Annotated in this window: 19 protein-coding genes, 1 tRNA gene and 1 pseudogene; 10 read left to right on the top strand and 11 right to left on the bottom strand. The window is 51.9% G+C overall.

Annotated elements, in window-relative coordinates; genetic code table 11:
* Nucleotides 1-100: 100 nt before the first annotated feature.
* From J9253_RS13000 to J9253_RS13025, 6 genes are all read right to left on the bottom strand, one after another.
* On the bottom strand, nucleotides 101-1,837 hold the full coding sequence (locus J9253_RS13000; protein WP_210221370.1) for a hypothetical protein: 1,737 nt from the start codon (nucleotides 1,835-1,837) through the stop codon (nucleotides 101-103).
* A gap of 130 nt (nucleotides 1,838-1,967) precedes the next feature.
* Entirely contained in the window at nucleotides 1,968-2,363 is a 396-nt protein-coding gene (locus J9253_RS13005; protein WP_210221371.1) for a hypothetical protein, read from the bottom strand.
* Nucleotides 2,353-4,575, bottom strand: a complete 2,223-nt coding sequence (gene gspD, locus J9253_RS13010) for a type II secretion system secretin GspD (RefSeq protein WP_228291379.1) — start codon at nucleotides 4,573-4,575, stop codon at nucleotides 2,353-2,355. Before gspD ends, J9253_RS13005 begins: the two co-directional genes overlap by 11 nt.
* A 188-nt stretch (nucleotides 4,576-4,763) precedes the next feature.
* Nucleotides 4,764-5,549: a hypothetical protein gene (locus tag J9253_RS13015; RefSeq protein WP_210221373.1), complete on the bottom strand. Its 786-nt coding sequence runs from the start codon at nucleotides 5,547-5,549 to the stop codon at nucleotides 4,764-4,766.
* Nucleotides 5,533-6,138 (bottom strand): type II secretion system protein GspM, encoded by a 606-nt coding sequence (gspM, locus tag J9253_RS13020; protein ID WP_210221374.1) that lies wholly within the window; start codon nucleotides 6,136-6,138, stop codon nucleotides 5,533-5,535. The genes J9253_RS13015 and gspM overlap by 17 nt, the downstream gene beginning before the upstream one ends.
* Nucleotides 6,128-7,132 (bottom strand): PilN domain-containing protein, encoded by a 1,005-nt coding sequence (locus tag J9253_RS13025; RefSeq protein ID WP_210221375.1) that lies wholly within the window; start codon nucleotides 7,130-7,132, stop codon nucleotides 6,128-6,130. Before J9253_RS13025 ends, gspM begins: the two co-directional genes overlap by 11 nt.
* Nucleotides 7,133-7,376: 244 nt before the next feature.
* On the opposite strand from J9253_RS13025, the gene J9253_RS13030 reads away from it, so the two are divergent.
* Nucleotides 7,377-7,464, top strand: a tRNA-Ser gene (locus J9253_RS13030).
* Between the two features lie 165 nt (nucleotides 7,465-7,629).
* Nucleotides 7,630-8,070 carry a tyrosine-type recombinase/integrase gene (locus J9253_RS13035; protein WP_210221376.1) on the top strand — a complete coding sequence of 147 codons (441 nt, stop codon included), beginning with the start codon at nucleotides 7,630-7,632 and terminating at the stop codon, nucleotides 8,068-8,070.
* A gap of 233 nt (nucleotides 8,071-8,303) precedes the next feature.
* On the opposite strand, the pseudogene J9253_RS13040 reads toward J9253_RS13035, so the two are convergent.
* The 4 genes and pseudogenes from J9253_RS13040 to J9253_RS13055 all read right to left on the bottom strand — a co-directional run bounded on the left by J9253_RS13040 (nucleotide 8,304) and on the right by J9253_RS13055 (nucleotide 14,471).
* Nucleotides 8,304-9,776, bottom strand: a pseudogene (locus J9253_RS13040) (ISNCY family transposase).
* A 149-nt stretch (nucleotides 9,777-9,925) separates the two neighbouring features.
* Complete coding sequence (locus tag J9253_RS13045) at nucleotides 9,926-10,987, bottom strand: RNA-guided endonuclease InsQ/TnpB family protein (protein WP_228291380.1); 1,062 nt, start codon at nucleotides 10,985-10,987, stop codon at nucleotides 9,926-9,928.
* Between the two features lie 128 nt (nucleotides 10,988-11,115).
* The gene (locus J9253_RS13050; protein WP_210221377.1) at nucleotides 11,116-12,714 is read right to left on the bottom strand and encodes a CAP domain-containing protein; all 1,599 of its coding nucleotides are present in this window, start codon (nucleotides 12,712-12,714) and stop codon (nucleotides 11,116-11,118) included.
* A 152-nt stretch (nucleotides 12,715-12,866) separates the two neighbouring features.
* Entirely contained in the window at nucleotides 12,867-14,471 is a 1,605-nt protein-coding gene (locus J9253_RS13055) for a DUF4214 domain-containing protein (RefSeq protein WP_210221378.1), read from the bottom strand.
* Between the two features lie 317 nt (nucleotides 14,472-14,788).
* Here J9253_RS13055 and J9253_RS13060 point away from each other — a divergent pair, with 317 nt between their 5' ends.
* From J9253_RS13060 to J9253_RS13095, 8 genes are all read left to right on the top strand, one after another.
* On the top strand, nucleotides 14,789-16,735 hold the full coding sequence (locus J9253_RS13060; RefSeq protein ID WP_210221379.1) for a polysaccharide biosynthesis protein: 1,947 nt from the start codon (nucleotides 14,789-14,791) through the stop codon (nucleotides 16,733-16,735).
* A gap of 110 nt (nucleotides 16,736-16,845) precedes the next feature.
* The gene (locus J9253_RS13065; protein WP_210221380.1) at nucleotides 16,846-17,667 is read left to right on the top strand and encodes a tyrosine-protein phosphatase; all 822 of its coding nucleotides are present in this window, start codon (nucleotides 16,846-16,848) and stop codon (nucleotides 17,665-17,667) included.
* Nucleotides 17,668-17,707: 40 nt separating this feature from the next.
* Nucleotides 17,708-18,427, top strand: a complete 720-nt coding sequence (locus J9253_RS13070; protein ID WP_210221381.1) for a polysaccharide biosynthesis/export family protein — start codon at nucleotides 17,708-17,710, stop codon at nucleotides 18,425-18,427.
* A gap of 104 nt (nucleotides 18,428-18,531) precedes the next feature.
* Nucleotides 18,532-20,943, top strand: a complete 2,412-nt coding sequence (locus J9253_RS13075) for a GumC family protein (RefSeq protein WP_210221382.1) — start codon at nucleotides 18,532-18,534, stop codon at nucleotides 20,941-20,943.
* Nucleotides 20,944-20,980: 37 nt separating this feature from the next.
* Nucleotides 20,981-22,270: a hypothetical protein gene (locus tag J9253_RS13080; RefSeq protein WP_210221383.1), complete on the top strand. Its 1,290-nt coding sequence runs from the start codon at nucleotides 20,981-20,983 to the stop codon at nucleotides 22,268-22,270.
* Nucleotides 22,267-23,589: an O-antigen ligase family protein gene (locus tag J9253_RS13085; RefSeq protein WP_210221384.1), complete on the top strand. Its 1,323-nt coding sequence runs from the start codon at nucleotides 22,267-22,269 to the stop codon at nucleotides 23,587-23,589. Before J9253_RS13080 ends, J9253_RS13085 begins: the two co-directional genes overlap by 4 nt.
* Nucleotides 23,590-23,591: 2 nt before the next feature.
* Nucleotides 23,592-24,185: a class I SAM-dependent methyltransferase gene (locus tag J9253_RS13090; protein WP_210221385.1), complete on the top strand. Its 594-nt coding sequence runs from the start codon at nucleotides 23,592-23,594 to the stop codon at nucleotides 24,183-24,185.
* Nucleotides 24,182-25,414, top strand: coding sequence for a glycosyltransferase (locus J9253_RS13095; protein ID WP_210221386.1), 1,233 nt, complete (start codon nucleotides 24,182-24,184; stop codon nucleotides 25,412-25,414). Before J9253_RS13090 ends, J9253_RS13095 begins: the two co-directional genes overlap by 4 nt.
* On the opposite strand, the gene J9253_RS13100 is transcribed toward J9253_RS13095, so the two are convergent.
* Nucleotides 25,385-26,224, bottom strand: coding sequence for a hypothetical protein (locus J9253_RS13100; protein WP_210221387.1), 840 nt, complete (start codon nucleotides 26,222-26,224; stop codon nucleotides 25,385-25,387). The genes J9253_RS13095 and J9253_RS13100 overlap by 30 nt on opposite strands.
* Nucleotides 26,225-26,307: the final 83 nt, after the last annotated feature.

The following is a 26,307-nucleotide window of genomic DNA, read 5'->3' on the forward strand; positions in this document are numbered from 1 at the left end:
TAGGGCAACAGGAACAAGCCCTGTCGCCCTTTGCATGATCTTAACCTCAATTTGAACGATTAAGATCTAACCCAACACATTCATTCAATCAATCAATCAATCAATCACGTTGGAACTTATGCGGCAATGCATCACCAAAGCTACCAGCAGGATTATCGACAACTTTGCCTTGAATAAAGGCCGCACCGACAACGGGAACCCCTTCATACAATGAGTCTGTCGCTACTGGATCAACCGCATTCGCACCATAGGCTTTTGCACTATCAAAACCAGCAGATAAACCGTAGCCCTTAAAGGACAAACGTGCCCAACCACTAACAAACTCGCCCACACTGAGAGGATTTATATCCGATCCGCTAGAAAGTACGGAATAACTAGCATCATATCCAGGATCTGTTGTTAGGAAAGTCAAGACATTGACCTCACGTCGCAACTCCGCACATGTTCCTGCCTCTACGCACGGATCTACAATAGTAGGATTATCGCACATGTCTGGCACACTATCGTCATTGGTATCTTTTTGATACTCCGTCGGGCAACAAGCATCACCAGAGGTTCCCAACTCGCCATCCTTATCTTTGTCAAAAATTGAGGAACCCGCTGGACATTTTGTCGGCGAGAAGTCTACGAAACCAAAAAAGTCATTTTCACCTATTGGGGTATTAGAATGTGACATACCCTCTTCACGGTCATAAATATCTTGAAATACACCAGCCAGAACCAATGACCCATCACGACTATTCATCTCATCAATCGTCAGAGCCGTTGCGGTATCAGTAATCTCTTTTTTATCTTTCCAAGCGATACCATATTTCTTCATCGGGAATGTCATAACCCAGTCAGTATGGCCATCATAATCAGCACTCGGATCCACAAAATACTCATTCATCACATAAGGGGCTGTCAATACATGAGCCATCGGATAAGGGTTCTTGCCACAGGCAGGTGTCAAGTCATCACCATCCATCAAACAAGCATCCTTGGTAAACGGCTTCCAAGTAGTTTCCACCATTTCAGAACCAGTGAGTATCGTACTGGTGGTTACATCCCCAGAAGCCAGAGAGGGCAGGCCAAAGTTAACTGGGCTACTCGCCAGATAGTGCTGTGCCTGGGTGCTGTAGTTGTCGATTGCAACGGGGTCAACCGCAAATGCAGTCCCTTTCTCAATATTTAGTATTGCCGAATGACCAAATAACCCCCCTGTCGGTGCAGACATTCCCTTGGCACTCGCCCCAGTGCCTTCAGTGAAACGCTTAGCACTCCAAGCATTAGCAACAGCTGTACAGTCTGCTGGTGCTCCGTCATGATGCAAGACACCCGCTTTCACAAGAGAGTCTTCCACGACCCCCATCTCAATGACTTCGACATAACCTTCTTGGGTATCTGATGCATTAATACCAAATACTTCATACCCATGAAAATTTTTAGTCGTTTCACACCGACCATCCTCGCAGGAAGCCGCCATTTCCAAAGGTAAGGTACACGTCCGGTCTGTTGTGGTGAGAGAACCCACGTAATTACCATTTTTATCAGGTTCTTGGCTCTGCTTCAGCGTAGCTGTCCAGACATCATTCGGTGACATGTAAATATTAAAGTCAAACATGTCCTTACTAGTCTTACTTTCACGAAAATGAATTTTTACAGCCTTAGTCTTATCTGTTGAGTTCACCAAGTTAATATTAGTAATATATTTATCTTTGGCATTAAAGTACGGAAAAATAAGCGCCTGACCTGTACCGTCCGGGTTAACATGTACAGCCTCAGCACTTGTCATGATACCCATGACTCCCATGACCCCAGCCACAACGCTAAGGGCTATTTTGCTTTTTTTGAACACTTGCGTGCCTCCTTATTTTTAATTCATATTTAGTTGGTAAAAGGCGTTTAGGTTTATCTATTCACACGCTTGGTTAGCTCCAAGCGTTAAATAAATTATACCATATTAATAATTTTTTTCACGCAAGTATTCATTCATCTACATACCGCCAATCTGAAAACCAACCATCCCTGACCCAGACCTCATGCAGGGTAGTATGACTTTCCATCGGCTTACTCAAACCCGGCATCCGCATCACAACAGCCACATCAACAGCCACATCACAGCGCTTACCAGACTCAACGCATTGAATCTGCTTAACTTTGACTTTTTTCCATAAACCACTATGTACCTTGTGCTTAAACATCTCTTGTGAGGTGGTTTTCTGGAAAGCATCCGTGTAGTACTGGTAAGCCTCTTCCATATTCCCTTGAATCAGAGCCTGCCAACGGCCTTCCGCCGCCTTACTCAAAGCTTCCTCACCAGAACCACACGCTGTCAGCAGGGAAGTTGCTAGTAATAAACTCACGGTATTTTTAATTAACATATTGCCCCTTCAATTGTGGTAGGAATTTATCCCCTTCCATCAGGCTTTTCATGCGATCCCGCATTTCCTGACCTGTTTTAACCAAATCACGCTGGCTGGTGATCGCCGTTGGCGTAATCATTACCAGTAATTCAGTACGCTTGCCGCCCTGGCTAGTACCGCTGAATGCACTACCGATAATAGGTAGCTTGCTCAGACCCGGCACACCAGTGCGACCTTCGGTATTATTGTCACGAATCAAACCACCGAGGACGACGGTTTCACCACTTTTAACCGCCACGTTGCTCTTGATATTACGTTGCAAGAAGCTGCGGTTGCCGGTGGCGGAATCCACTTCGCCCACGTCAGTAATGTCTTGCTGGATGTCCATTTTTACCAGCCCGTTGGAATTCACATGCGGCGTTACTTGCAAGGAAACCCCCGTATCCTTGTATTGCACGGTAGTCGCCGTTGTCAGACCTGAACTGCTGCCACTAGCGGTGGACAGACTCCCGGTAAAGACTGGCTGCTGATCCCCCACCTTGATGGAAGCGGTTTGATTATCCAATACCAATACCGACGGCGAAGACAATACGCGCACTTTGGACTCACGTGCTAATGCATTGATTGCTCCCATCACCCGTTCAGCCCCCAATGTCGCCGAGAAGGAGAATCCACCCGGGGTCGTATAACCACTGGAGTCAGACCCCAAGCTCCCCAGACCGTTCGTCCCAAACGCATTGCCGTTGTTCCTGAAGTACCATTGCAAACCATACTCCAGACCATCCGTCAGGGTCACTTCCATGATGGAGGCTTCTACCTGCACCTGCATCGGCATAATATCCAAACGTTTCAATGATTCCTGAATTTGTTTGTAAGCATCCTCTGTACACATGATCATCAGCGAGTTATTAACCTTATCAGCAACGATACGGACTTCGGCATCCGGGTTAATACTGACCCCACCACCACCGCCATCTCCCAACATGGTTTTTGCGGGGCCAGCCATCGGTTGACCCTCTCCCCCCACCATCGCGGGCGAGAGTCCCGGAGCCAAGCTGGAGGTATCACTACCCGGTAAAACGCCACCCTTGCTACTGCTTGTCTTACCACTAAAAATCTGGTTAAGCATGTCAGCTAGATGTTCTGCATCACCATTTTGCACTTGGTAAACAAACAGTTGCTTACCAGCCGTCTGGCTGACTTGATCAAAACGGTCTACCCAGTCTTTCATATCTTTGAGGTAATCAGGATTGGCGGAAATGATCATAATGCTGTTCATGTGCTCAATCGGCATGATTTTGATCATACCCGCCATCGGGCTGTTGCCGCTTTCGCCGAATAGAGCATCGAGGTTTTTCGCCACAACCGATACTTCCACATTTTTCAAACGGTATATGCCAACCGACATACCTTTCAACACATTCACGTCAAATGTCTGAATAGTGGCCATCAGGTTAGCCAGTTCCGAACTGGTTCCCGCCAGCACCAACATATTGCGGTTCGGGTCAACCCGCACGAAAGCATCCGGGCTTGCCAATGGCTCCAAAATCTTTTGCATTTCAGAAACCGGAATATAACGCAACGTTACCACCTGCATACTGTAACCGGGCTTAATCGCCCCGGCAGAAGGCATGAAACCACGCCCTTTCAAGTTAGCACGCGCCGCCACCCGGTAATTGCCGGTGTCATCCTTGTAGAGCACTGCCCCCTGAGTTTGCAGCAAGGATTCCAGCGTGGGAATCAGTGCATCCCGATCAATCGGGTTGGTGGAATTGATAGTCACTTCACCTTCAACCCCCGGCTCTACGGTATAGGTTTGCTTGAGGATGTCACCCAGCACAACCTTGACCACTTCACGGATACTGGCTCGTTCAAAGTTAAGCGCAATACCTTCACCACGAGCAGCTTTGTTCGACACAGTGGGACGCTTAACATCTGAACGGTAGTAATCCTGAGTGCCGAGAATCAGCTCTACATCATCGCGCTTATTACTCTTACTGGTGCTTCCCGCAGACCCTGACGGCATGGAATCCCACGCGGGGGTAGTATTGCTATCCTCACGATAACCAACGGTCTGGATACTGCCGCTATCCAATGGGTGCAAGACCGGACGCGATAACCCCACCGCAGCGGAGTCCAATTCCTTAACCGCATCGCTACGTTGAAAACCTGCTTTTTTGATGTTACTGCGATAACCCGGACTGCCTTTTATTGACGTGCAAGCGGACATAAGTACCGCCACACTGACAAGCCCTACAATGCTGCCCCTGTATTTCACAAAGTTAACCCCATTTGTTTTTATTTTTATTCTGAGCCTCGGTCTGATAGATCCCGTCGGGCTTTATTTTAACTATACTAATGGTTTATCAATTTAATAAAAAGTACAGCTTATCGGATAGATCATACCTATCTTCCTGCTCATGGTGGTGCTTGCCCCTGAGCATCATTCGTTAAAGCGCCCCAACGTGAGGCCATTAAACGCTGACGTGCTTCCAGCGCATCATTGACCGACAAGGCAGGTGGCTGCTTTTCCATATCCGCTGGAAACGGCAATCCCGCGCCTGCGGGTACATTCCCCGCCGCCCCCCCTAGCATAACGGGCTGCTGTTGGATCTGTTGTGCCGCTACCGCCTGACGCGCGGCGCGTTGATGTTTCTGGGCAGCTTGTTGTAAGGCACGAGCCTCGGCAACCTGCGGGCTTTCTTGTGGCGCAGAAAAATCTGCTACCAGTGGAATCACCTGTTCCTGATCACCCACGCTCAGAATCAGACGGTCAGGGTCGATACCCTTGACGCTCCACGCGCCCCACATCTCGCCCTTGCGCAAATGCACGCTGCCACCGGCAGCATTTTCCATGATCGCAAACAGGCTGTCGCCCAAATCAACGATCCCGATCAGGCGGCCTTCCGGCAACGTAGTATCTACCGGGGCAGCCGCGACCACAGGTGCTACCACTGGTTCTGGCTCGATAGCCTTGCGGCTTTCCCAGAACAACGGGGTGCTGACCATTTGCGGGTAACTGTTCAAATCCGGCGCATCCAGCGCACTGGCATCGGGAATTTTCACGCTAATGCTGTCGGCCTGATGAGCTTGCTGTTCCTCCAACACTTTCAGGTTGAATAAGCCCCAAGCCGTTAATCCTAATAAAACAGCACCACTCAGTAACAAAACTGACTGCACGGGTGGTTTAATCAAGCTTTTCATGCTGCACCTCCCCACCACGCCAATAAGTTGAAACCTGTACTTCGGCTTTCATGATCTGGTTTTTAGCTTCTTCGCCATCCAACGGTTTAACGTCAAGGCTTTCCACAAACATCAACGGACGCGCCCGGTAAGCTTGGTGCAAGACTTCACGCAACAAGGCAGGGCTGCTCTGGAAAACGGTTTTCACCATCACCCGCTGATACACGGCTTTTTCCTCACCATCCTCAGGTTGTCGATCATCCAGCACCTCAGAACTGATCAATACACCATTGTCACGGGTAATGACATTCGCGAGATTTTTCTGCAATTCCTTGGCAACTTGGGCAGAGGTCATACCTGCCGGGTAAAACAGCTTGTCCAGCCCGTTTTGTTGCACCCGTTCGTACTCAGCCATGAACTCAGGCGTGGCATTGGCGATCTGGCGAAAACGCGACAATTGCTGATAACCATCCTCAATCCTGTCGCCCAGTTCCAGCGACTTTTGCACGCCTGGAATAATGATAAGGAACACCCCGACCAACAGCAGCAGCACCAACACCCCCCATGCCAGCAAGGTTTGGTGTTGCCGTAATAATGCGTTATTCAGCATGAGGAACCTCCAGCGTGGCTTCGATATGGAAACGGTCACGCCCGTTGTCCTTGTTGCGGGTAACGGGCGACTTGAAGCGCACATTGGAAAACTCGGGCGCTTCTTCCAGCGTGTCGATCAAGGTCAATGCTTTGCCGGACTCACCCCGGATTTCCAGCTTGTTGCCCTGAATTTCCAGACGTTCCAGCCAGGTGTGTTCGGGAAGCGCTGCCGACAACTTCTCCACCACATCCAGCGCTATTGGCGAGGTTTTACGTTTGGCTTCAATGAATTTCATTGCATCTTCAGCTTCAAGCAATTTTTCACGAATGGAAAGCTGCTCAGTAGAGGATTTGCGTACCTCAGCCAGCGCGGTTTCGATCTGATCCACCCGGCGATATTTGTAACCCAACGGAATCAGTAACGCCAACACGAGCGTCCCCAGGAAAAAGTACAGTGGAATCCTTGACCAGCCTTGCGCGTGCCGGGAATCCTCCCGTGCTGCCAGATTAATGTCAGGGTGAGCACCATCCACCGACACCACTTGCACAGCATCCAGACCAATCCCGGTCAACTGCTGCTTCAAACGGTCAATGATTAGCTTGGGAGCAACGAAAATATCGGCGAGAATTTCTTTGCGCCCCTTGTCATGTTGCGCCACCCGCGCATCAAACAAGGCACTCTCGGCGGTAAACGGCGTCAGGCGATCCAGTTGGTAGCCCAATACCTGTTGCAGGTTTTCCTTAACCGCTTCCGGGAAGTGATGCTGTAACGACAATACTTGCGTTTTGCCCAAGCGCAGCTCTACCTGATAAGGCTTGCCTTTGGTGTACTTGGGTAAAGCATCCGCCAGTTGGGTATCACCCTCCTGCAAGGCAAACTGCCCCAGCGACTGCTGCTTGCCCTCCTGTAACCACACCGCATCCACCGTGCGATCATCCAGCATCTGCAACAGCAGGCGCGGCAACTCGGCGCGGAATAATTTGCGGGCAGCATTGGGTAGGCCGTTGTACAAGCCCTCACCCCACCAGCGTATGAATGTTTGAAATTTTGGAATAAATGACATGGCTTTATATTTTTTGTTGTAAACCCCAATCGCCATGCTAGCGTATCACCGCTGGCCTGTCGAATCCTAACCGACCAACTGCATATCAGCACCACATACCCATAACACCGCGAAAAGTCAGGTTATGCAGTTTACAAGCTCTCTCACCTGCGTTACGATTGCGCCCTTGGTTTTGCCAGCGGCAGAACCCTGCGGAAAAGTGTCCGAGTGGTCGAAGGAGCACGCCTGGAAAGTGTGTATACGGTAACGTATCAAGGGTTCGAATCCCTTCTTTTCCGCCATCTTTTTATACAAGAACAAACGACAATGACCGAAAGCCCGCATTCTAGCGGGCTTTTTTGTTTCTGCACTATCCGGCAATGACCGACAAAAGACGGTATCAGCCGGGCAAAATATGGGTATGATTGACGGTATATCCACAAATCAAAACCCGGATACCGTAAATCATGAAAAGAAGCCTTACCGATACCGCAATACGCAACGCCAAACCACACCAAGACGGCAAACCCAAAAAGTATACGGACGGGGGCGGCCTGTACTTGCTGGTAAGCCCGACCGGGAAACACTGGCGCTATGATTACCGCCATCATGACAAGCGTAAAACGCTGGCAATCGCCTCTTATCCAGAATTCAGCCACAGTGAAGCCCGCGAAAAGCATACAGAGGCGCGGGCATTGCTGGCGCGTGGTGTTGACCCCTCGCAGCACAAGCGTGAATTGAAAATGGCAGACGCAACAGAAAACACCTTTGAAGCGGTTTCCCGTGAATGGCTGGCAAGGAATAAAGATGGGTGGTCGGAAAGCCACTACGACCGAAGTATTAGCTACCTGACTAGGGATGTCTTCCCCCTGCTGGGAAAACTCCACTTGACATCCTCCCCTCCCTAAAGGAAGGGGATTCCTACTGCATTCAGCTAGATAGTGTCTGACCGAAAAAGCCTTCCTGCCGCCACGAGTGCCCAATTTTAGTCCATGCAGCCGTTTTCCCCGCCACCTTCTGGCAAGCACGAGGGTAAAACGCTGGGTTTCAAGGCATGGCTGGCAGCGCAGGCTTGCCTTCGGTGCAGGGGCTGCCCTGCCTTCCCGGCATTTTCCCTCATCGGTCGGCGTTGTGGGGTGGTTCAGGCGGCTTGGCGCTGTCGTCGGCGTTCATCCTTCTGCAAGGCCTCCAACGCCCTGGCCTGTAAAATGGCCCCGACCTTTTGCAGGTTCCTGCCCACCACCGCCAGTGCCACATAGCGCTTGAAGCGTTCCAGCCCCCGGTCGGGGCAATAGTCCAGCCCATGGACTTCCAGTGCGTTGATGCCGGATTCCACCGCTGAGTGCTGGCGTCTGGCCTGGACAAACGCCGGGTCGGTTTCACGGGCAGTGTCCGCCTGGCTCCAGCGGCCGTTTTCGGCAACACCACCCGGTCGAGCAGTTCGGCCAGTTCGCGCTGGTTGGCCGGTGAGTGGAACCCCTTGTCAAAGCTGCACGCGCTCAGGGAGGGGAACAGCGCTTTGGCTTGCTTAACCATGGTCACGGCAATCTCACTGTCGGGGCAGTGTTGCATCACTTGGTGGTGGAGGATGAAGCCGTCAGCCGATTCCATCACGCACACGTTCAGGCCCAGCTCCACCGGCACACCGGCTTTGCCCTTGCTGAGCCATTCGCTGTAATCCTCGAAGAGGGAGAAGATCTTGTCGCCGTGGGGGATGGTTTCCCCGTCCAGCACCCGCCGCCGCACCAGGTCAACCTGATGCCACCCGTACCCCAGCCAGCGCTGGAGGTCGTTGCCCGACCGGCTGTCCAGCAGGCTGAGGGGCAGGTCAGCCACCGTTTCCTCCACTTTCGACAACAGCGCGGCGCACAGGCCCAGGTAGGTGTGGTGGGCGTCACGGATGGCCTGTTGCCGGGTGGCCTGCTTGTCCGGGTCTTGGGAGCTGGAGTGCTTGAGCTTCTGCGCATGACGGCAGGCTTTCTTCACCTGGCGGAGATTGTACTGCCATTGCCGCCAGCGGCTGTCGCCGTGCCCTTCACACCAATCGGCCACCGTGCGCACCGAACAACGCACCGCGTCGTACAACAGGTTGATGTCGGTCGGGTAGTGGATGTTGCTTTCCACCACGAAGGAGTCACAACGGGCGCTCAGCGGCGCGGCTTTTTTTTAGCAGCTTGTGACCGGCCTCCACCACCAACTGGTTGATGCGTTGCAGGCTGGCTTCGTCCACCAGAGCGGCGTTGTCCTTGACCGTTTGCAGCTTGTACTCATCGTCATCATCCCAGAAACCATGCCCCAGCATCTGACGGATGCTGCGGTGCTGGTTCGCCATCTCCAGCAGCCGGTCATAGTCCCAGTTCAGGTTCACCCGCAATGTCGCCAGCACCAGCGCATTCCACAGATCCATGCCGGGGCGTCCACGGCTGGCGTCCACCTCCGCCGGAACCCGCTTTTCCAGCACCGCAAACACCGCCTCACGCAGTTCGTCTGTCACATAAATGTATTGCAGCCCTTGCAACACCTGCGGGATGTCGTCCCGCGAACGTGGGTTGAAGGTCAGCCTGCCGATGTCAGCGTGACCCAGGCGAAGTTGGCGGGCGATCACTTCACGCATCGTGTGTCTCCTGCGAAGTTTGGCGGATGGATGCCCTATTTTGCCCTATTTTGGGCGCTTTTGCAGCTTTCTGGCCTGCTTCCGGGAAATCTTAGGGCAAGGAAAACGGGCGTAGCATCTTGATCGGAAAAGGGTTTTAGGGTTTCCGGTCAGACACTAGATAGCTGACTGACTTCGGTGGGTTCCTGCTTCACAGAGCGGCTTAATGCCGCATCTCCACAGGCTAACAAGCGGTATCCCCGCTCTAAAACATTGATCGCGCCGACATGATCGGCGTTATTTTCGTAATGGCATTGCACACACACAAACCGCGCTGGCGTCTGACGATTGTCTGCCGCTACATGGTGACATTCGGGGCATTCCTGACTGGTGTAATGCGGTGGAACAGCGAACAATATACCGCCCTTCCATGCCATTTTATAATCCAGTTGCCGTCGAAATTCGCCCCAACCTTGATCGAGAATGGCTTTGTTTAAGCCGGATTTCTGGGCAACGCTCTTGCCGGGGTTTTCTGCCGTGCCTGCCACTGACTTCGACATATTACCGACCGGCAAATCTTCGATGAACACGAGCGCGTGGTTTTGGCTGAGCGTGGTCGTCGCCTTGTGCAGGAAATCGCGGCGGGCATTGGCGATTTGCGTGTGAATTTTTTGGACGCTGGCTTTCGCTTTTTTCCAGTTGTTGCTGAACTTTTGTTTGTGCGCCATGCGCCGTTGGTATTTGGCGAGTTTGGCTTGCTTGCCCTTGAAGCTGTTGCGCGATTCAATCCATGTGCCATCGGAGAACGTGGCAAAACGGGCTATACCAAGGTCGATGCCGATGGCTGTCGTGGCTTGAGAGGCGATTTTTTCCACTTCCCGCTGAGTTTGGATGCTGACAAACCATTGGCTGCCCTTGCTGGAAACCGTGACATTGTGCAGTTCTCCCAGCACATCGCGGCTATTGCGGTAGCGTATCCAGTCCAGTTTCGGCAAGAAAAGTCGGCTATTGCCTGGGTCGAGCTTGATTTGTTTGGGGTCAGGATAACGGAAGCTGTCACCACTGCCTTTGCGTTTGAAGCGGGGGAAATCAGCACGTTTCGCAAAGAAGTTTTTGTAAACGAAGCGGCATGACCCCGCAAAACGGCGTAGTTGACGCTGTGTTTCACCATTGGGCATGAGTTTGTATTTGAAGGCTTGGTGTCGTTGCTTCTTCGGAGTGTAGCTAAACAAGAGCGGTTTGAGTGGGTATTCTGCGTTAAACTGCGCGGATTATCCGACAAAACTACCGAACATAGGGCGGCTTCGCCTCCCGCGCTATCCTCCCCGACCTGAAGGACGGGGTTTGCCGCGCAACCTGATCAAACCACCCAGTCTGACTTGATATTATCAACACCAATAACTAAATCATCAATAAAGTGTGCATTATCATTAAAAGTATAGGTAATGTCATAGATACCCGCGTCCAGTTCGACCTGATAGCCCCCCGCATCCATGGAATAGATGGTCTGCGTGGCATTGGTGAGCGTATTGACAATCACTATCCCAACACTGCCAATTCCCTCCCCCGGCGTATAAAAACGGTTGTTGTCGGCATCCTTATAGATAACGCCCAACAAAAAAGCCTCAGCATTGGGCTGAGTAGCGAAATTCTGGGTTGACATCACCGAATTAAAAGCAGTAGCACCACTAGTGAATTCGCCGCTATGGATGCCGATACCGACCTCCTTGAAACTGTCATCCAACATATTGACGCGGTGACCACGCCCGACAACACCTTCATCCACAAATAGACTTTCATGGGAATCACCAACGAAGGTATTGATAGTTGCTTCTGTCAGGGATGCCGTCGTCCCGATCCAGCCAATATTTTCACCCGCCGTAACGTAAGTGTAACCGGCAGTCTGGATACGATCGAAAGGTGATTGTCCCTCCAGATTGACATGCGCAAAGAAATCATTATCCAGCATGTCCTCACTGTGGGAACGAGCCGCTGCCGTCAGCTCGTTGTTGAAGGCCAACGGCTGGCTGGCGCTGGAAGACAACGTACCCGCAGTTAGCCCTTCATTCAGACCAATGCCGAACAGGGCGGCCTCGTCAGCCGGGTTCAGGCGAGCGCGGTTCAACAACTCCAGCATGAATTGCTCTTGGGAAGTTGGCTGATTGACAGGCTGCACCACCACATCATCGTCAATGATGGTGATGGTCGCTACCCGCGCCAACGCGTTGATGTCACCAATACTCTGAGAACCTTCCACCAGTTCCGCAATGAAGGTTTCCGAACCTTCCAACATCCTATCACCCAACACAGCCACATCCACCGCCGCCAGACTGGAACCGGCATAAATGATGACAGGAATGGTTTCCCCCACAAAATCGACCCCGGCAGTGGCACTAACTGGCGCTGATTCTGTTACCCGCAGGTTGACGGTCAAATCGCCCTCATGACCGTTACGGTTAACCACAATACCAATAGCCTGAGTTTGCTCGCCCGCATCGCCTTCCGCCACCATTGTGGTCAACGGTGTCAAACTGAAAACCGGGTTGTAGTCTGTGAACACCGGGGCGATTAGCGGCTTACCACCTTCGATCGTAGCGACTGCCTCACCACCAACAGTGATCTTGCCAGCATTGATACCGCTAACCTCAAAATTAACATCGGTTTTTCCATTGCTGAATACGAAATCCAGACTGTTATCCGCATCGACAGGCACTGTTGCAATCAGATCGCCGCCCAGATTATAGACACGCAGCACATTGCCCGTCTGCTGGAACTGATAGCCACTGCTACCGCTCCCCCATTCAATACGTTCTATACTCTGGTCAAAAGTGATGTTGTCCGCACTGAACGGAGCTCCATCAAAAATGGTCACTGTTTCAGAACCGATATTGCCGACTATTTCTACATTGTCACTGACAATATTAAACGATTCCCCATTACTCAAAAGTACTCGCGCCATGATAGCCCCCAATCCAGAAAATACTCATAACCAATTAATATGCAGCATTTACATGAAAGTCAAGTGAATATGCCAATTAATTTCACTAATCTTTTAATGACGGGCGCGAGTAACTGCCACTGAAAAGCGTATGGGTTCTGAGCGTACCAGCATCATGCCAACCAGAAACCATCATCAATCTGGGCAGACAGGTTTACACGGTTTTCACTGCTTTCGCTGAAAGCCAGCAATACCGCAGATGCCTGCATCCCCTGCTGCATGGCACCTTGCCAATAAGCCAGACCACCCGCATCAGGCGCACGCCCTAGTACGTTATCATACAAGCCATTCAGGAAAGTAACCGTATTGCCTACCGGGTATAAATCCATAAATTCCTTTGAACTGGTAAAGCCCGTTGAAATTTGTTCTAACCCTGAACCAGCAACATACTCGCCAACCCAATAGCCTAGGCCATCTTTATCGGGTGTACGGTCAAATGCCGCCTTATAGAGTCGATACACTTGGCGAGCTTCACTACTGTCAAAAAATATCTTGTCCAGAAACTGGATAGATTCCATGTCATACAGAGTATCCACTCTCTCACTGCCAATAGCGGATAACCCCCATACATTGCCACTCTTGGTCAGCCGGTAAGTGTCGGCAGACACGTCATAGCGGGCAATGTCATAACCCGCATCACCAAACAGGCTGTTATTACCCCCGCCCCCTTCCAGCAGGTCATTGCCTGCCCCACCCCGTAAGGTATTGTTGGCAGCATTACCAATCAGTACATCATTACCTGAACCCCCCACTGCGTTCTCAAGAGTCACACCATAGGCGATTGCGAGGTTATCCTTACCGGTATACAAGCTCCCGTCAGCCACAAAACGATCTACTTTTTCATTAATCCAACTGACAGGATAATTCGAAAATTGCTGTGCCACCGTCTGCTTCAAAGTATCGGCTGAAACCTGCCCAATAGAAGAAAAAGTGCCAGGGTTCAGATTGATAATACTGGCAGTCTGATTGGAAGCATCAAGGGTATCCACACCCCCAGCATCCCAAATAGTCGCCAGAAATGCCTTCCCGCTCTCCCAACGATAGGTATCGTTACCGGTACGGGTGCTGGTATCCACACCATAGATAGCCTGTACTGCCAAAATATCCAACGGCATCGGGGTTGTTGCGTAGACAAACGTTGCACTGTAAGCCAGATTATTTGAACTATCGATATAAAAATCCAACTTATACCGCCCGGGCTGCTCATGGTAGGACATGACCGTATGACGCATGTCATCCTGCTCTACTGGCAGTATCGTGCTACTAAGGCCGCTAGCTTCATGTGGATGCTTGAGACCCAACGCATGACCCAGTTCATGCAGCATAATATTGTAACCATAACTACCATTTGCAAAATCTGAGGTTTTCAGCTTTTCACCCAACCAAATGTCACCGCCCTGTGCTTCGCCCACCGGGTAATAAGCATAACTGGATTCGATAGTTCCAACATTAGAGAAAGCCACCCGAATCTGCCCCACCGCCTCAGGCTCCCTGACCTCAAGCAACGTGGCTGCAACCACCTCATCCCAAGCATTCACTGCTGCCCGAAAACGGTCAGCTTGCACACTGGATAACACACCATAAGCAGGGCTGCTCGACTCACCCGTGTAAGCCCAAGAGCTACCAACCACTGGAAGACTAAACGAAACTGGAGCACTGCCCCAAGAAAAACCGCTGGAAAGCGCCGCAACAATCGCACTATTCTCTTGATTATTCATACAATTCCCCTCAATAACCATATTCGTACAACACAAACAACGGAGACTTTAGTTCTTCTCATTGCCTTGTCGCCGACTTTACACCAAGCTTTACACTCTCCATGTGAAGCTCGTCACATAAAAATAACTATAGGCTCGTTAATATTAACTATCACTGAAAAAAACACAAAGTCAGCACTATTTTTAATTATCTATGTAATGGCTTTGAGTGATAATATAGCAATAAATACATAAATATTGATTATTGTTGTCATGAAATTAAGTTCAGGGTCAGCGTAATTTTTAGTAAAAAATTTTTTCTATTCGGGGATTTCATCATGGATATTGGCGCTTATTTTTACAACCTGCTTACCCTGTCTCGCTGGCAAAAACGTGCTATCATGTTGGGGGCTGACGTTGTTTTGCTTTCACTAGCTGTTTGGGTTAGCTTTGCCTTACGCCTTGGAAGCTGGCAGCCCACGTTAAACGATGGGCTTTGGTTGGTTATCGTTGCGCCTCTCCTGACAATCCCGCTATTCATAACCTTGGGATTGTACCGAGCCGTCATCCGTTTTATCGGTGGACAAGTACTCGTCGCGCTAGTACAAGGCATCACTGCCTCAACCGCTCTACTCGGCCTTTTCACCTTTTTTTTCGAGTGGGAAGGTATCCCACGCTCGATCTACCCCATTTATTGGGGAACGGCATTTTTGCTGATAGGCAGTAGCCGTTACCTGATTAGACATCACTACCAAACCACTCGGCAACGCAGCGGGCACACCCAGATTGCCATTTACGGCGCAGGCGAGTCCGGGATTCAGTTAGCAGCAGCCTTAGAAGGTATGCCCGAATACCACGTTAGTGTTTTTCTGGATGACAATCCTACCTTGCATAAAGCGGTTATCAACGGCATCCGGGTTTACCCCCCCCAAGCATTAGCTGAATTGCTAGAACCCCTCAATATTCGCCAAGTGCTACTCGCGATGCCATCAGTGAGCCATTTACGCCGCCGGGAAATTATCCAGTCACTGGAAACCCTACCGGTACATGTCCGCACGATCCCTGAACTCTCAGACTTGGTTTCTGGGCAGCTCTCAGTAGCAGAACTGCGTGAAATCGGCATAGATGAGTTACTAGGGCGCTCCCCCGTCGTTCCTCAAGCAGAGTTGCTCAGCAAATGCATTACCCACAACGCCGTGATGGTCACCGGAGCCGGTGGTTCGATCGGTTCGGAACTCTGCCGCCAGATTATCCGGCTGCAACCGACACGCTTGGTATTATTTGAGTCCTCTGAATTTGCCTTATACCAGATTGAACAGGAGCTCCTCAGCCTATGCCAGCATGAAAAGTTGAGTGTTCCGGTTATTCCCATGTTAGGGTCTGTGCAAGACTACCAACGGGTCGAAGAAGCCCTGAGCCAGCATAGCATCCATACCCTGTACCATGCTGCTGCGTATAAGCATGTCCCCATGGTGGAACATAACCCTATCGAAGGGCTACGTAACAATGTATTCGGCACCTTGCGGGCGGCACAGGCAGCACGCGCAACGGGTGTTCGGCATTTCACCCTCATTTCTACGGACAAAGCAGTACGCCCTACCAATGTCATGGGAGCCAGCAAGCGCATGGCAGAGCTCATCCTGCAAGGGTTAGCACAAATGCCGGGCGAAACCATCTTCAGCATGGTACGTTTTGGCAATGTGTTAGGCTCTTCCGGCTCTGTTGTTCCCCTATTCCGCGAACAAATCCGCAAAGGCGGCCCGCTGACCGTGACCCATCCGGGTATTATCCGCTACTTCATGACCATACCCGAAGCGGCTCAACTCGTCATCCAAGCCGGAGCCATGGCACAGGGCGGAGAAGTGTTCGTGCTGGACATGGGGGAACCCGTGAAAATCCTTGATCTGGCAAAGCGTATGATTCACCTGTCTGGGCTGAGCATCCTGGACGAAACCAACCCCACTGGCGATATCCCCATTGTATTTTCCGGCTTGCGCCCCGGTGAAAAACTGTATGAGGAACTCCTGATTGGTGAAAACCCTCAGGACACGTCCCATCCACGCATTTTTATGGCGCGTGAAGATTGCCTGAGCTGGCAGGATGTCATGAAAATGCTGGATACTCTGGAAACGGAATGCCGACAACGCAACCTTCCCAGCATTTTCCGCCTGCTGCACAAACATATCCACGGGTTTACACATCCGGGTAACACCCCGAATGCGCCGATGAAAAACACCGAACGACGCGTAATACCCTTTCCCGTGAAACTGGAGGGCGTCGCCTGATAGCATCAAATTCATCCCCATATGCTGTCGAACAATGTGACGAAGTTCACAAAATATTGTCGACGAATGGTATATAATTGACACATTACTAATATAGGTAGCTATTAATTATGATTGATTTACACAGCCATATCTTACCTGCCCTGTGTGATGGCTCCCAAAATATGGAAACCTCGCTAGAAATGGCACGTATCGCGGTGGAAGACGGGACAACACACTTGGCCTGTACACCGCATATTTATCCGGGTATCTATCATAATTCGAGCAGCACCATTCTCCCCGCCTTGCGTGAGTTACAGACAGCTTTAGATGACCATGCCATTCCGCTCACGCTAGTGGCGGGTGCTGATGTCCACATGGTACCCGAGGTCATGTCCGGGTTACGTCAGGGAAATATACCGACCTTGCACGGCTCGCGCTATTTCCTACTGGAACCTTCCCATCACGTACCTGTCCCCGGTTTTCTGGAGCAAATTGATAATTTCCTGAATGCGGGTTATGTACCGCTCATTACCCACCCGGAACGGTTGCGCTGGCTGGACGATTATTACGCTGACTTTGTAACAGCGGCTCAGAATGGTGCTTGGATACAAATCACGGCCGGTTCCATCAACGGTGAGTTTGGTGGTAACGCCAAGAAATGGGCCGAGCGCATGTTGCACGATGGCATTGTGCATATCATTGCGTCGGATGCCCACGGTATAAAACACCGTCGCCCAGCCATGTCCACCGGGGTGATCGAAGCTATCCGCCTAACGGGGGATGAGGCAGAAATTAGCCGCATGGTACAAGAGCGTCCGCAAGCCGTCCTTGACAATATTGATCCGGCGGATGTCCCCCAACCACCCGGTTTGGCTATGCCAATACCAGCAGCTATCACACACAGGGCAGTGCCTGCTCGCAAAAGCCTACTGCAACGCCTGTTCGCCTAAATAGCCAAGCCATTCACGGAAAAAATGATTGATTATGTTGATGAAAAAACAAAACACTGCTGATAAAACCATCCTGCTGGCCTTAGTACTCAGCAGTCTGCTATTAAGTGGTTGTAGCACGACCCCGGCAAGCAGTGAGGATACAGCGGGCGCTGCGGCCATGGACGGCAACCTGTTTGCCAGTTTGAATGAGCTGGATTACCTTGCCCCCCAAGAAGCCTCCCGTATCACCCCGGATGACATACTCGACATCAAGGTCTTTCAGGCGGACGAACTGTCCGGCAAAGTACGGGTAGCGTCTGATGGCAATATTTCATTACCACTGATCGGTACACTCGGCGTCGGCGGGCTGACCCCTATCGAAGCTGAAAACCGGATCAAGGGCTTATTAGGCCAAAAATACCTACAAAATCCCCAAGTAACGGTATTGGTAGAAGGCGGTTTCACCAAACAACGGGTCACAGTGGAAGGCCAAGTACAAAAACCGGGTGTTTACCCGATAGAAGGCAGCTTTACCTTGCTTCAGTCCATTGCATTAGCGGGTGGTTTGGCTGACTTGGCCTCACCCGACAGGGTAGTGTTGTTCCGCCGTAAGGGCAATCAGATGAAAGCTTACCGCCTGGATATGAACGCCATCCGCGAGGGCAAAATGCGGGATCCCTATGTGCGTGGCGATGACCGCATTGTTGCTCACCGTTCCGACAGCCGTTACTGGTTCAAGGAAGTCAAAAGTATGATTTCAGGGTTAGTCTCTTTTTAGAAACTCATCGGGCTTTACATTAAAAACGGATTTAAAATAACATGTCATTACCAAACATCTCTCCTGAGGGACGCAGTTTTCCTCACAAGCAGGAGCTTATTCCAATGAAATCAAATAAGCTGGTGGCGCTCAACGATTATGAGCCGCCCCTGCCCGTTACCGCCATGGAAACCGACAAGGATGACGATGAAATCGACCTGCGCCAACTGTGGCAGGTTATCCGGCGGCGCAAAAACATCGTGCTGACCCTGTTCCTGCTCACTTTTCTCGTTAGCTTGATCGTTACGCTGAGCATGACCCCGATTTATCGGGCAGGCGTCACCATGGAAATCGACACCGACGATAAGCGGGTTTTGGACTATGACGTCGCCGCCAATGACAAAGGCTCGGCTGCGAACAGCAAGGATTTCTACCAGACCCATTACGAGTTGCTGAAAAGTCGTAACCTCGCCGATCGCGTCATCAACAGGGCGGGGCTGGAAAGCAAACTGCGCGGTAATGATGAACAACTTGCCAAGCCCTTTTATGCGGAATGGCTGGAGCAATTCAGGGGTGAGAAAGCTCAACAAGCCACGCCAGTAGCCACTGAAAGCCCATTGGCTGACCGCTTCTTGGCGAAAGTTACCGTCACGCCGGTCAAAAACTCCAAAATCGTCGGCATCTACTACGATGACCCTAACCCGGAGACCGCCGCCAGCATTGCCAATACCATTGCGGAAAGCTATATCCAGATGAATCTGGAGCGGCGAGCTAGTTCCACCGACTACGCCAAGCGTTTCCTCGATGAACAACTGGTGCTGACCAAAAGCAAACTGGATGCGTCCGAAACCGAACTGGTTGCTTACGCCAAACAATCCAACATCATCGACATTGACGGGAAAAACCTCACCGAACAAACCCTCTCTGGCCTCAATGTCGCGTTGGCAGAAGCGGAACGCGCACGGATTGCCGCCGAGAGCAAATACGAACAAGCCACTTCCACCCGCATGGCTTCCAAAGTGTTGGATAGCCTCACCGTGCAATCCCTCAAGCAAGCGCTGGCGAAACTGGAAGTGGATTACCAATCAACGGGCAGTAGCGCCTCCGCTATCGATGACTCAATGGTCGACAACCTCAAACAGGAACTCGCCAAACTGGAAGCCGATTACCAGCAAAAACTGGAAATCTACAAAGCCGACTACCCACTGATGGTACAAGCCAAACAAAAGATTAATGAAGTACAGGCACAACTCAACCAGCGTGCCGGTGCTGTCAAAAGTGGCATGAAACAAAAAATTGACGAGCTACAGGCACAACTCAAACGTGAAACGAGCAATATCCGGGAATCCTTGAAATCTGACTATTTGGAAGCCAAGCAGAAGGAAAGCCAACTACGTTCAGAATTAGGTAAACAAACCGGCGGCCTGCTGGACTTGCGTGACAAGCGCATCAGCTATAACTCGCTGCAACGCGAAGTAGAAACCAACCGCAACGTGTACGAAGGGCTGTTACAACGCATGAAAGAAGTTGGTGTCGCCAGTGGCGCAGTCACTAACAACATTTCCGTGGTCGACCCGGCCATCACCCCTTATACCGTCCACACGCCGAACAAACGCCTTAATCTGGCATTGGGCGCAGTGCTGGGGTTATTCCTTGGGGTCGTCGCAGCCTTCTTGCTCGAATTCCTCGATGACCGCATCAAAAACAAAGATGACATTGAACGGTTGTTGCACATCCCACTGCTGGGTGTTGCCCCGGCTATCGGCAAACGCGGAAATGGCACAGAATACCACATGATGACCGCCGAAAAGCCGACATCGGCGGTGGCCGAAGCCTTCCGTTCACTGCGGACTAACCTGTTGTTTGCCACCCGTACCGGCGCACCACGCCTGTTGAATGTGACCAGCGCTGGCCCCGGTGAAGGTAAAAGTAGTTCCATCATCAATCTGGCGACAGCGTTTGCCCAGGCTGGCAATCGGGTATTGTTGATCGACGCTGACTTGCGTAAACCCACCTTGCACAAGCGTTTCAAACTCGACAACAGCAAAGGCTTCGTGCATTTCCTGACCGGGCAAGAATCGCTGGAAAACGTCACCCAAAAAACCGCCATCAACAATGTTCAGGTGATAACCTCTGGGCCTATTCCGCCCAACCCGGTAGAACTGCTGTCCAGTGAACACCTGCGTGAACTGTCTGCTATGACAGAAACCGGGCAACTGCCTTTTGATATCGTCATGCTCGATGCACCACCGGTACTGGGGCTGGCGGATGCCCTGATCCTCGGCAACCATACCCATGCCACTTTGCTGATCACGGCCTACAGCGAAACCCGCAAGCAACCCTTGCTGGCGGCTGTTGAGCGCTTGCGCCAAGCCCGCAGCAACATTCTGGGGGTTGTCATGACCAAGGCCAAGAGCAATGCCGGGGATTCCAGCTATTACAACTACGAGTATTATTACAGCTACGGGCACGGCGACGGTGATGGCGACGGCGATGGGCGCACCCCGAAAAAGTCCCTGATCGGCAAAAAGGCGTGATGGATGGCTAATGCTTAGCAACAAGGAGGGTGTGTATATGTGGCAACGCCTGATAATAGTGATCGTGGTTGGCCTGCTGGGTTGGCAGGCCGTGGTCATGGGCATTGCCCAAATGCAGTCGGAACGCTTGGCGGCGATTTATGCCGGATGGGCGACACCGTGGGTGGATGCTGTGGACAGCATTCCACCCGATGCCAAGGTCAACTTGACGGCTGACGGCTGGGCATCCTTGACTGACCAAGCATTAGTTCGGGGCAATCAGACGGATGCAGAAGCTTATGCTTGGCGGGCGATTAACAGCAATATTAGCAGCGGACGAGCAGTCGCCCGGCTGCTCAATATTCGCGATTTGCAGCACAAGATGGAAGCAGGTGATCGATTGGCAGCGCTGGCTTCCCGCCTATGGCCGATGCACAGCGATGCGTTATTACGGATTTCTGCGCACTGGATTGCGCGGGAAGACCTTAAGCAGCTTATGCCCGTGCTGAATACACTGATGACGCAAACTGGCGAATTCAACGCACAGTTATACCCTGCTCTTCACCAATTGGCACAAGCGGAAGATGTCAACGCAACGCTCAAGCAATACGTTGCCCAAGCCCCCACTTGGTGGCCAGCGTTTTTTGCCTACTTGTGTGCCCAAGAAAAAGATTTGAGCTTGATCCGCACGTATTACCAAATCCGCCAACAAGCGGACAAACCCTTGCTAAAAAGCGAACAAATTCCCTATGTCAACCGTCTGCTTCAAGCACAACAATGGCAGCAGGCACGCACGATATGGGCGCAAACCTTGGAGCCTGAGCAACAACAATTAGCCACTGACCGGCTGTATGATGGCGGATTTGAAGGGGAAATACACAACGAGGGCTTTGCTTGGTATTTTCGCCCCACTCCACTGGTAGCTATTGACACCGGCCTCACGGGCGGCATTGATGGGAAACGAGCCTTGCACATTGCTTTCAAAGCGCAAAAAAAACCCATCAACTTCCAGCAAGTGTGGCAGCGTTTGGTACTGCCAAGCGGGGATTACACCCTCAAACTGCGTTACCGCCTCGACAGCTTCAACACCGGTAAGGGCTTGCAGTGGCGTATCCGTTGTGACGCGGGTGATACGACGCTACTCGGTGAAAGCCAGCCGCTGACAGGTTCAGGCAACTGGCAAGCACTGAGCGTCAATTTCAGCGTGCCTGCCCGTGACAAAGACACCCAACCCGGCGGCTGTGCCACCCAAATGCTGCGCTTGGAAGCTGCCAGCCAATATGCCCACGAGCGCCTGTTTGAAGGTGGCCTGTGGTTTGATGATGTTGAGGTTAAAGCTGTCAAATGAACCAGACAACAAATATTTCCTTCCCCCAATGGCTGGTGTTTGGGCTAGCCTGCCTGCTGCTGGTGTTTGCCCCGCTGATTCGTGCCGGTAATACGGGCTTTGCTTTGTTGGTCATGCAGTTACTCGGTCTTGGCATCCTGTTGGTATTAGGATGGTGGGGGCTGTACCGCCACCGTTTCCCTACAGCCGTTTGGTGGTTCCTGATCGGTAGTATCGGCTTGGTGGGGCTATACTTGGTTCCTATCCCTGAAAGCCTGTGGCGGGCATTACCCGGTCGGGCACTGTATGTGGACGTATACGACTGGTTAGGGGAATCCGGGCAACGTGACCTGTACCTCGCGGTTTCGCTGATACCCGCCAACACCGCTTACAGCCTGATGGCGCTGCTGCCCCCATTGGGCATTTTCTTGGCCGTTGGTTGCCTGGATAAGCGCCAGCTCGTGTCTGTTGTCTACCTGTTTCTGGGAGTAGCCGCTCTCCAAGCAGGCATTGGGCTGACCCAATATTCCGCCGGATTCAGCGACAGTGCCAGCGGTAGCTACCCCAACCGTGACCATTTTTCGGCATTCATGGCGATGGCATTCCCGCTGGCCTTTGGATTAGCGGCTTATCATGTTGGCAGACACACCAAGCACCATGAAGCGGATACTGGGGTGCTGGAACACAAGCTCAACCGGGTTTTGGTATTTGCCAGTCTTACCCTGCTGCTGCTGCTAGCCGGGATATTTTCGCGCTCGCGGGCGGGCGTTGCCTTGATGATATTAGGCATCCTGTTGTCTAGCCTGATGTTTGCCCGGCATATTGGCGGCAAACGCTCGGCAAGCTTGATGGCGACCCTAAGCACTATCGGGGGGGGCATCGCTGCCAGCATTGGCTTGATCCCTGTCCTGAACCGTTTTATGCAGGCCAACCCCGCCGATGATTTGCGCTGGTATTTGTTTGACACCAGCCTGCGGGGCATACAACAGTTTTTCCCGTTTGGTTCAGGGCCTGGTACCTTTGCTGATATTTACCGTGCCTTGCAACCACTGGGACAAACGGGCGGGTTTGTGAACAATGCCCATAATGATTATCTGGAACTGCTGTTTGACACCGGGCTGGTGGGTGGCGTGATTATCGTCGGAATGTTGTTGCTTTACCTGTACGGCTGGTGGCAACTGCGCCAACAGGCATGGGAACAGACACGCTTCCTCAAGGCGGGGGCGGGCATCGGTATGTTGCTAGTGCTGTTACATGCGTATGTGGACTTCAATTTCCATATCCCCGCTAATGCCCTGTTTTTTGCGTTTTTGGCTGGGTTATTTTTACGAAAGGCTTAAACATGACGAATAAAGTACTAAATGTCGGCGGCAACAGCAAAGCCATCCCGCTCCCCCCCCAATATGCAGGCTTTGAACATATCCTGTTGGACATCGACCCCAGCGGTAACCCGGATGTGGTCTGTGACGCACGCCAGTTGGACACACTGACGGCGGATCAATATGACGCCATCTATTGCTCGCACAACCTTGAACATTATTACGCACATGATGTACCCAAAGTGTTGGCTGGTTTCCGGCATGTGCTCAAAGATAGCGGTTTTGTCCACATCCGCGTACCTGATGTGGATGCACTAATGCGCACTGTACTGGCTAAAAACCTTGACCTCACTGATACGCTGTACCAGTCACCCGCCGGACCGATCACGGCATTGGACGTGCTATACGGCTATGGCAAGAAAATTGCCGAGAGTGGGGAGGACTTTTTTGCCCACAAGACCGGCTTCACCCCCAAATCCCTGCTACACGCCCTACGCCAGCACGGTTTTCCTTGGGTATTCACCCAGACAGGCAACCTCGAAATCCAAGCCGTGGCCTTCACGCACGAACCCAGCGATGCTGCAAAACAACTGTTCAAACTGCAAGTGATGGCATGAAAATACTCTTCATCCACCAAAATTTCCCGGGGCAATATGCCCGCCTCGCGCCTGCCTTGCAACAGCTTGGGCATGAGGTGCTCGCGGTTTCCATGCGCCCGGAACCTACCATCAGCGGCATCCGTAACGTCCCCTATGGGTTGGCTAGTGGCAATACCCCCGGCTTGCACCCGTTCCTGGTCAATGTCGAAAGTGCCTACAAGCGAGGGGAAGCCGTGGCAGCCACCTGCGCCACGCTCAAGTCACAAGGTTACACCCCTGAGGTGATCTGCGCCCACAGTGGCTGGGGGGAAGCGTTATTCCTGAAAGAGGTATGGCCCACCGCGCGGGTCGTGGCCTATTTTGAATACTTCTACCACGAATGGGGCGGTGACCTGAATTTTGACCCGGAATTTCCGCCTGAAGCCCATGTCAGCCGCAAATGTGCGGTCAGGAATCTGCACCTGCTATCAACACTGGAAAGTTGCGACGTCGGGGTAACGGCGACCCATTGGCAGCATTCGTTGCTACCCAGTGCCTACCAGCACAAGGTCAAGGTCATCCATGAAGGCATCGACACCCAACAGGTCAAACCCAACCCGCAGGTTCAGTTACGTATTCAGGAAACCGGGGAAAGTGTGCGCTACGGCGACAAGGTATTGACCTTTGTGAACCGCAATCTGGAACCGGCACGCGGCTACCATCAGTTCATGCGGGCTTTACCGTTGATTCAGCAGGCACACCCGGATGTGCGCGTGTTCATCTTGGGGGGTGACAGCTTCAGTTATGGCAAAGCCAGCAACAGTGGCAAAACTTGGAAACAGGTATTTCTGGAAGAAGTCCACGAACGGTTGGATATGCGTCGCATCCATTTTACCGGGCAAGTCCCCTATGATATTTTCCTCAAACTACTGCAACTCAGCACTGCCCATGTGTACCTGAGCTACCCGTTTGTGGTGTCGTGGTCGTTACTGGAGGCGATGAGTGCCGGTTGCCGGATTGTCGCTGCCGATACTGCCCCGATCCGTGAAGTCATCACCGACCAAGCAACCGGGCTATTGGTGGATTTCTTTTCCCCGCCCGCCCTAGCAGAGGGCGTTTGCCGGGTACTCGCTAACCCAGCGGCTTACCAGTCGCTACCAAGCAATGCCCGCACCCACGCCATTCAACACTACGACTTCACCCAGACCTGCCTGCCACAACACTTGCAGTTGTTGCACTCAATTCTCGCGCCGTCTCTGCTCCCATAGCGCTTGCACCCGCTCCAACGGCAAGTTGGTCACTTCCGCCACCAACACCACGTCCATGCCCTTCGCCAACAGGCGCAGGGCAACCTCTTCTTTTTCTTCCTGCCTGCCTTGCTCCAAACCCTGTTGCAGGCTCTCCCCCAGTTTATCCTGTAGCCAAGCCTCCTCGCTGTATTCATCTTTCATGCGGGCGCGTTCCTGCGGGGTGAGGCTGTCTTGGCGAATCGTTTCAAGGATTTTTTGCACACAAGCCTTGTGGTAGTGGGTTTCATCCACTTGCCCATCGAGGCTGTCATCAATCGCTAGCAGCCATTCGCGCCACGGTTCGGGGGTTTCCGCGTTGACGTATTTCGGGCACAGGAAAAGGATTTTATGGGGAATTTCACCTAAACCCTGACCATGCCGGTCTTTAGGGTCAAAGTCAATTTGGCTCATGTCGCGCTGGTGGCGGTCGCCGGAGGTGAGGATAACAATGGTGTAGACGCTCAGGGCGGGCTGGTAGTTTCTGGCACTGACTGCCTGTTCCAGCAGGGCAGCGCAATGGTAGTGTAGAAAACGGTGGTAATGATCGCCGTAACGGCGATGCTGGATGTCAACGATGATGCGCTTGACTTTGTCCTCAGCAAACAGGTCAAAACGACTGTCAATACTGTCAATACTGCCGATGGGGCTGGGGAAGGACTTTTCAGTTTCTACATGGTCAATATCCAGCTCAATGCCGAGAATATCCTTGACGAAGGCGGTGAATACGTCCGGCTGGGAGAACGCTTTTTTGAAAATAACCCCGTAGCGCAGGGAAGCAACAGCTTGCATGGTAATGACCTTAATGAATATGTCACACCAAGTCTAGCAGACCTCGCCAGACTTTGCCCCCATCAAGCCTGCCAAAAAAAAGC

It is taken from the genome of Thiothrix litoralis (assembly GCF_017901135.1).
GTDB lineage: Bacteria > Pseudomonadota > Gammaproteobacteria > Thiotrichales > Thiotrichaceae > Thiothrix > Thiothrix litoralis.

Excerpts from the sequence above, each read along its gene's own strand:
- J9253_RS13005 (WP_210221371.1), bottom strand. The coding sequence starts at position 2,363 with ATGTTAATTAAAAATACCGTGAGTTTATTACTAGCAACTTCCCTGCTG.
- gspD (WP_228291379.1), bottom strand. The coding sequence starts at position 4,575 with ATGTCCGCTTGCACGTCAATAAAAGGCAGTCCGGGTTATCGCAGTAAC.
- J9253_RS13015 (WP_210221373.1), bottom strand. The coding sequence starts at position 5,549 with ATGAAAAGCTTGATTAAACCACCCGTGCAGTCAGTTTTGTTACTGAGT.
- gspM (WP_210221374.1), bottom strand. The coding sequence starts at position 6,138 with ATGCTGAATAACGCATTATTACGGCAACACCAAACCTTGCTGGCATGG.
- J9253_RS13035 (WP_210221376.1), top strand. The coding sequence starts at position 7,630 with ATGAAAAGAAGCCTTACCGATACCGCAATACGCAACGCCAAACCACAC.
- J9253_RS13050 (WP_210221377.1), bottom strand. The coding sequence starts at position 12,714 with ATGGCGCGAGTACTTTTGAGTAATGGGGAATCGTTTAATATTGTCAGT.
- J9253_RS13055 (WP_210221378.1), bottom strand. The coding sequence starts at position 14,471 with ATGAATAATCAAGAGAATAGTGCGATTGTTGCGGCGCTTTCCAGCGGT.
- J9253_RS13060 (WP_210221379.1), top strand. The coding sequence starts at position 14,789 with ATGGATATTGGCGCTTATTTTTACAACCTGCTTACCCTGTCTCGCTGG.
- J9253_RS13065 (WP_210221380.1), top strand. The coding sequence starts at position 16,846 with ATGATTGATTTACACAGCCATATCTTACCTGCCCTGTGTGATGGCTCC.
- J9253_RS13070 (WP_210221381.1), top strand. The coding sequence starts at position 17,708 with ATGAAAAAACAAAACACTGCTGATAAAACCATCCTGCTGGCCTTAGTA.
- J9253_RS13075 (WP_210221382.1), top strand. The coding sequence starts at position 18,532 with ATGAAATCAAATAAGCTGGTGGCGCTCAACGATTATGAGCCGCCCCTG.
- J9253_RS13080 (WP_210221383.1), top strand. The coding sequence starts at position 20,981 with ATGTGGCAACGCCTGATAATAGTGATCGTGGTTGGCCTGCTGGGTTGG.
- J9253_RS13085 (WP_210221384.1), top strand. The coding sequence starts at position 22,267 with ATGAACCAGACAACAAATATTTCCTTCCCCCAATGGCTGGTGTTTGGG.
- J9253_RS13090 (WP_210221385.1), top strand. The coding sequence starts at position 23,592 with ATGACGAATAAAGTACTAAATGTCGGCGGCAACAGCAAAGCCATCCCG.
- J9253_RS13095 (WP_210221386.1), top strand. The coding sequence starts at position 24,182 with ATGAAAATACTCTTCATCCACCAAAATTTCCCGGGGCAATATGCCCGC.
- J9253_RS13100 (WP_210221387.1), bottom strand. The coding sequence starts at position 26,224 with ATGCAAGCTGTTGCTTCCCTGCGCTACGGGGTTATTTTCAAAAAAGCG.